This window comes from Tateyamaria pelophila (assembly GCF_019966495.1).
GTDB lineage: Bacteria > Pseudomonadota > Alphaproteobacteria > Rhodobacterales > Rhodobacteraceae > Tateyamaria > Tateyamaria pelophila.
In genome coordinates, this window is sequence record NZ_JAIMIA010000229.1 from 1 (window position 1) to 3,679 (window position 3,679).

Consider the following 3,679-nt stretch of genomic DNA (forward strand, 5'->3'; position numbering starts at 1 on the left):
ACATCACGCAATTTCCTGTCGATGATCAAACTGGCATCCGTCAGGCTGTGGATCGAGTTTTATGAGTCCGCTGCCTAGAGAAGCTGACCTTCGCTGCAAGCGCGAGCCATCCATCCCGCGGGGTTGGAAGCCGACATTCAGGCCACCCCAAACTGGGCTTGGCGCTGCGCTGCCGCAAGTCGTCTTCAAGCCCGACTGGAAAAGCCACGGCAAAGCTGCCCCCTTCAAGCGCAACGACAAGATGTTGGAGATCCAGCCTCAAGGTCTGATCACAACACCAGAGTCAGGGATCACGGAGAATATCGTGGATAAAGCGCGAAAGCTCGGTATTCGCGTCAAAAGGATCGGGGCGTAAGCCCCGGTTCACGCGCCTCGCAACAAGTCCTGAACGACTGACGGTTTTTTGGCGATGAGTGCTAACAGGACCTGTGCCGGTCCCGTCGGATGCCGACGTCCGTGTTCCCAATTTAGCAAGGTTCCTTTTGCCACACCGATGCTTTTGGCGAATGCGGCCTGTGATAGGCCGGTTTGCTGTCGGACCTCTGCGACATTGACGCTGGTTACAGTAACCTCATGCACCTTCGCATCAGCGGCATCACCTTTGGCAAAGGCCAGAGCCTCTTCCAGCCCATTTTTTACGCTCTCAAATGCACTCATGTTCCATCTCCATATCTTGAGACAATCGCTTTGCTCATCTCGACGGCCGCAGCTTGCTCTGTCTTTGACAGGTTGGCCTTCTCATTTTTGGCGAATACTGTGATCAGAAAAATCGGCATGTGAGTTCCGCCAAATACATAGATCGTCCTGAATCCACCACTCTTACCGCCTCCGTCCCGAGGTATACGTACTTTGCGCAGACCACCGCCGAGGGACACGCCGGCCTCAGGGTTAGCGGCGACGAAGCTTATTGCAGCCTCGCGTTCCCGGTCAGACATGATTGCCTTGGCGCGCCTCTGAAATTCGGGAAGCTCAACAACAGTCTGCAATCGTGTCATCGCTTCAATCCGTATAGGCGTCATTGACTTATGTGTCAATGACGTATGTTATCCTGATTGCGTATGCAAGTCATAATATGGCTGACCTCGCCGCCGTCTTGCCGACTCTGAGAGATCGTTCATCTGCTGTTTGGTTTCCAGGCTTTTGATCAAGAACGTTGCAATGCTTTATGTCCGTAAGCGTCCGGGCTGACTGCTCTGCCGGGCATAGAGTGTGTTTGATAGTGTCCGCTTTGGATAGCGGACACTATGGGGCAGCGAATGGCGCGTCGGACGAAGCGGCTTTGGACGGACGAAGAGAAGCGGTCGATCTGTTTTCAGACGACGGCAGCGGGTGTTTCGGTGGCGCAGGTCGCCCGCCGTTACGCGATGAACGCGAACATGATTTTCAAATGGTTGCGTGATCCTCGATATGCGCCAGATCCTGAAGCGGTTGAGGATCTGGGAGATGATGCGCCCTGTTTCCTGCCGGTTGAGATCGTTGACCGGCCCCGGAACGAAGACACGGTCCCGACGCCTGACGCCAAGCCCGCGCGCAGCGCAATTGAGATCGACATTGCAGGCGGTCATAGGCTGAGGATCATCGGTTGCTACGATCCCGAAGCATTGGCCCGGCTCATCCGAGGCCTGTCTGCATGATCCCGGTTCCGGCGAACACACGGGTGTGGCTTGCAGCGGGTGTGACCGATATGCGGCGCGGGTTCACGACGCTGGCGGCCCAGGCAGAGCAGACGCTGAAGCAGGACCCGTTTGCGGGTCACATGTTTGTCTTCCGCGGCCGCCGCGGCGATCTGATCAAGATCATCTGGTGGGACGGCCAAGGCGCGTGCCTATTCAGCAAACGGCTTGAGAAGGGCCGGTTTGTTTGGCCATCGGCGAAGGAGGGCAAGATCGCCCTGACAGCTGCCCAGTTGGCGATGCTCTTGGAGGGGATCGACTGGCGTCTGCCGCAACGCAGCTGGAAGCCGCTCAAGGCAGGATAAAGCGACGGTGATTGCCCGCGTGGGATTCCCGTCGCACCGTTGTTTTGCTATGGTCCGACCATGTTGGACGTGGCCAAATCCCTGCCGGAAGACCCTGATGAACTGAGACAGTTCACAGCGCTGTTGCTGGCTGAGGTGAAGTCGCAGGCGGTCCTGATCGAGAAGTTGCGGCATCAACTGGCGGGCCATCGCAGCCATCGGTTCGGCGCCTCTTCCGAGAGCATCGAACAGCTTCAACTGGCATTGGAGACGAGCGAGATCGCTGTCGCCAAGATGACGGCGAAGCTGCGGCTTCCCGACGAGGAGCCGAAGGACAAGCCGAAGCGCCGGCCGATCCCCGATCACATCCCACGCATGGAAGTCGAACTGACGACGGGCGACGACGATTGCGCCCATTGTGGTGGTGCGCTGCGCCGACTGGGGGAGGATGTGACCGAAGAGTTGGAGTATGTTCCCGGCCGGTTCATCGTGAACCGCATCGTGCGGCCCCGCTTTGCATGTTCGGGTTGCGAGGGCTTCTCGCAGGCTGCTTTGCCATCACGCCCGATCGAACGGGGCCGTCCCGGACCCGGCCTGCTGGCACATGTGCTGGTCAACAAATACGCCGATCACCTACCGCTCTATCGCCAGAGCGGCATCTTCGAGCGCGACGGGATCGACATTGACCGCTCAACGCTAGCCGATTGGGTTGGCAAATCCACGGCCCTTTTGGAACCGCTCGCAGATGCCATTGGACGGCACGTGCTGGCTGGACAGGCCATCTTCGCAAACGACACCCCGGTGAAGATGCTGGCCCCCGGCACCGGCAAGACAGCAACAGCGCGGCTCTGGGCTTATGGCCGGGATGAACGACCGTGGGACGGTGATGCCCCACCTGCCAGTTGGTATCAGTTCTCGCCAGATCGCAAAGGGCAGCATCCGAAGGATCACCTCGCAAAGTATCAAGGCTGGATGCACGCGGATGGCTATGCCGGGTTCGAGGACATCTACCGTTCCGGAGACATCCGCGAGGTCGCTTGCATGGCACATGTGCGCCGTAAGTTTGTCGACATCCACCGAGCCCAAGGCTCGGCCATAGCCGATGAAGCCATCCGGTGCATCGCGCAGCTCTACGCGGTCGAGAAGGACGCGCGGGGATCACCACCCGAGTTGCGGGTCGAGATCAGGCAAGCCAGGGCAAAGCCGATCTTCAATGATCTCGAGGTCTGGCTGCATGCTCAGTTGCCCAGCATCTCCGGAAAGTCGCCGCTGGCGGCCGCGATCCGTTATGCCCTGACCCGCATGGAAAGGCTCAAACCCTACCTCGATCACGGCATCCTGGAACTCGACAACAACACGGCCGAACGCGCGATGCGCTCCATCGCCATTGGCCGGAAAAATTATCTCTTCGTGGGCTCGCAGACTGGTGGAAAGGCCGCCGCAATCGCCTACACCCTGATCGAGACAGCCAAACTGAACGGTATCGATCCGCAGGCCTGGCTGGCCGACACACTTGCACGCATCTCTGACTACAAGATCAACCGGGTCGACGATCTCCTGCCGTGGAAAACCGCGACATAGGGCGGTCAGACCGGACGCTTACTTATGTCCGTCCAACCGAAAAGTTGAGCAGCCGACCATGGTCAGTGAAGGACCACCGGCTGACGCCGGGGGCATCATTTGTCGGAATGTAATTCCAGATACTGCTTGATGACATCGTCT

5 protein-coding genes and 1 pseudogene are annotated in these 3,679 nt (G+C 58.7%); 4 read left to right on the forward strand and 2 right to left on the reverse strand.

The features are described 5' to 3' along the window. Positions 1 to 175: 175 nt before the first annotated feature. Positions 176 to 355, forward strand: a pseudogene (locus LC354_RS26855) (DUF2493 domain-containing protein); the annotation flags it as partial. A gap of 8 nt (positions 356 to 363) precedes the next feature. Here LC354_RS26855 and LC354_RS26860 read toward each other — a convergent pair. Both LC354_RS26860 and LC354_RS26865 read right to left on the reverse strand, forming a co-directional pair. Continuing rightward, entirely contained in the window at positions 364 to 657 is a 294-nt protein-coding gene (locus LC354_RS26860; RefSeq protein WP_223429007.1) for a helix-turn-helix domain-containing protein, read from the reverse strand. After that, positions 654 to 995, reverse strand: a complete 342-nt coding sequence (locus LC354_RS26865) for a type II toxin-antitoxin system RelE/ParE family toxin (protein ID WP_223429008.1) — start codon at positions 993 to 995, stop codon at positions 654 to 656. Before LC354_RS26865 ends, LC354_RS26860 begins: the two co-directional genes overlap by 4 nt. 261 nt (positions 996 to 1,256) lie before the next feature. Between LC354_RS26865 and tnpA the strand changes: the two genes are divergently transcribed. Genes tnpA through tnpC form a run of 3 tightly spaced genes read left to right on the forward strand, consistent with a single transcriptional unit; the run spans position 1,257 to position 3,538 of the window. Next, the gene (gene tnpA / locus LC354_RS26870) at positions 1,257 to 1,634 is read left to right on the forward strand and encodes an IS66-like element accessory protein TnpA (protein WP_223429009.1); all 378 of its coding nucleotides are present in this window, start codon (positions 1,257 to 1,259) and stop codon (positions 1,632 to 1,634) included. Beyond that, positions 1,631 to 1,978: an IS66 family insertion sequence element accessory protein TnpB gene (tnpB, locus tag LC354_RS26875; protein WP_223429010.1), complete on the forward strand. Its 348-nt coding sequence runs from the start codon at positions 1,631 to 1,633 to the stop codon at positions 1,976 to 1,978. The genes tnpA and tnpB overlap by 4 nt, the downstream gene beginning before the upstream one ends. Positions 1,979 to 2,038: 60 nt before the next feature. Then, on the forward strand, positions 2,039 to 3,538 hold the full coding sequence (tnpC, locus tag LC354_RS26880; RefSeq protein WP_223429011.1) for an IS66 family transposase: 1,500 nt from the start codon (positions 2,039 to 2,041) through the stop codon (positions 3,536 to 3,538). The last annotated feature ends 141 nt before the right edge of the window (positions 3,539 to 3,679 follow it).